Annotated in this window: 3 protein-coding genes; all 3 read right to left on the bottom strand. The window is 64.8% G+C overall.

What is annotated here, in order from left to right:
- Nucleotides 1-103: 103 nt before the first annotated feature.
- Genes Taqua_RS12955 through Taqua_RS12945 form a run of 3 tightly spaced genes read right to left on the bottom strand, consistent with a single transcriptional unit; the run spans nucleotide 104 to nucleotide 1,501 of the window.
- On the bottom strand, nucleotides 104-334 hold the full coding sequence (locus Taqua_RS12955; RefSeq protein WP_144326980.1) for a hypothetical protein: 231 nt from the start codon (nucleotides 332-334) through the stop codon (nucleotides 104-106).
- The gene (locus Taqua_RS12950) at nucleotides 331-594 is read right to left on the bottom strand and encodes an ABC-three component system middle component 6 (protein ID WP_143969273.1); all 264 of its coding nucleotides are present in this window, start codon (nucleotides 592-594) and stop codon (nucleotides 331-333) included. The genes Taqua_RS12955 and Taqua_RS12950 overlap by 4 nt, the downstream gene beginning before the upstream one ends.
- Nucleotides 560-1,501 carry an ABC-three component system protein gene (locus tag Taqua_RS12945; protein WP_144326979.1) on the bottom strand — a complete coding sequence of 314 codons (942 nt, stop codon included), beginning with the start codon at nucleotides 1,499-1,501 and terminating at the stop codon, nucleotides 560-562. The genes Taqua_RS12950 and Taqua_RS12945 overlap by 35 nt, the downstream gene beginning before the upstream one ends.
- Nucleotides 1,502-1,698: the final 197 nt, after the last annotated feature.

Genomic DNA, 1,698 nt, shown 5'->3' with positions numbered 1-1,698 from the left:
CCGGCCTCCGCCTCACGCAGGAAGCCGATGATCTGCTCTTCGGTAAAACGCTTCTTCACGTCCAATCTCCTTGTCGTTGGGGATTGGACTCCAGATCGCGGCGCTACTCAAAACCGGGGGGACGTCGGCGCCACTCGCCCACGCCCTGAGCCAGCAGTCGATCGCGCCGCGCGCCCAGGCAGTGATGCACGAGCTTGAGCGCCAATGTCTTGCCCACGCCGTTGGCGCTGCCTTCGCGGTCGCTGGCGTCGCCCACGATCACCGACACCCCCTCCGGCCGGAACAGCAGCGGCTTGAAGGTGTTGCTGTCGCATTCCAGCGTGAGCAGCCTCATGGCGATACGGCCTCGATGCGGTCGTCCTGAACCCGGCGCACGGCGCCGATGGCCGCCAGCAGCGTCACCGCCAGCGCCACCTGTTCGAAGCGCGGCCGCCGGGGCCAGCCGCTATCGTCGCGCGAGACGGCTGCAAACAGCTCATCCAGCGTGCGCGGTCCGTGCGCAAGCTGCACGCGCAGCCAGCCGGCCAGCCCGACCAGGCTGTCGGCAAAGCCTACGTGCTCATGCGGCGCCACCGCCAGGGCCAGGTTGTGCATAGATGTCGCAGCTCTCGAAGTATTTGGCCAGCACCACCTCGGCGGCCTCCCGGTAGGCCTTGAGGCTGTGCGGGTGCGCGCGAGCCGGCGCGGGGATCAACTGCTCAATGAGCCACACATAGCGCAGCGCCGGTGGGTCGTCGGGGTCATCGGCGAACTTCTCCAGGCTCTGCGCGTAGAGCTGGCGCAGCTCCTGCGCGACAGCCTGCGCCAGATGCTGCCCGCGCAACGCCAGAAATTCCTCCACCATGCCACACTGGTAAGACATGGCGCGCAGGCGGCTAGCAACGAAAGCCGGCAAGCCATTAAAGCGGATTTTCTCATCAAAATCTGGCGCAAGCGAGCGAGCCGGATCGAAGCGGGCATCGGCATCGGCCAGGCTGGACAGGACCTCACCGACCGCGCGCGGATCGACCCACTCGGGAGGTTCAACCGGAATCCCGCGCAAAATATCTTGCCGTTTGTCCTCGGGCAGCGCCATAAACCAGTCGGCCAGACCGCGGCCCAAGACCACATCGCAAGGCACGCCCGTCTGCGCCTGCAAGTCCCGCAACGCGTCGAGTAGACCTTTTGGCTCCCCGAGGTAGCGATCATTGAAGACGAAGCTGTAGCGGCGAAGATCGGGATAGTTGTCGCGCAGCTTGGCGAAGTCCTCCCGGGCCTTGCGCACCACCGCGGCAGGCCGCCAGCTTGAACCCGCCTGTGGGCCGTACACCTGGAAGTACCAGCCCTGCTGCGGCACGAAGCCATCGTTGCCACCATCGCCCAGCCGCCCAGCGGGAGCCACTGGAACAAAGCCTTCGAAGCGTGCGTGCAGGATGTCGGAGACCAGCCGCTGAAAGGCGCTTCCGTCTGACTCGTACAGACGAACCTTGAAATGAAGCCGGTACCAGTACGCCTCACTCATCCCAAAATGATAGCAGTGAATATCTGAGTGGGGCTTTGCGCCCAGTAGCGGGGTTTGTGGTGTTCTCCCGCGGTGCGTGTCAAGATAGTTGTCGCGCAAGTCATGCGGCCAATTGTTGTGTATCGTGATGCAGCGTGAGGCCTTCGATCACCGCGTCGCGCTCGGGGTTGAGCGTGACGGCGCCGATGGGCTGCCAG

The sequence above is a fragment of the Tepidimonas aquatica genome (assembly GCF_007556585.1).
Classification (GTDB): domain Bacteria; phylum Pseudomonadota; class Gammaproteobacteria; order Burkholderiales; family Burkholderiaceae_C; genus Tepidimonas; species Tepidimonas aquatica.
The sequence above is the reverse complement of the archived record's forward strand: the minus strand, read 5'-3'. Positions and strand labels throughout refer to the sequence as shown.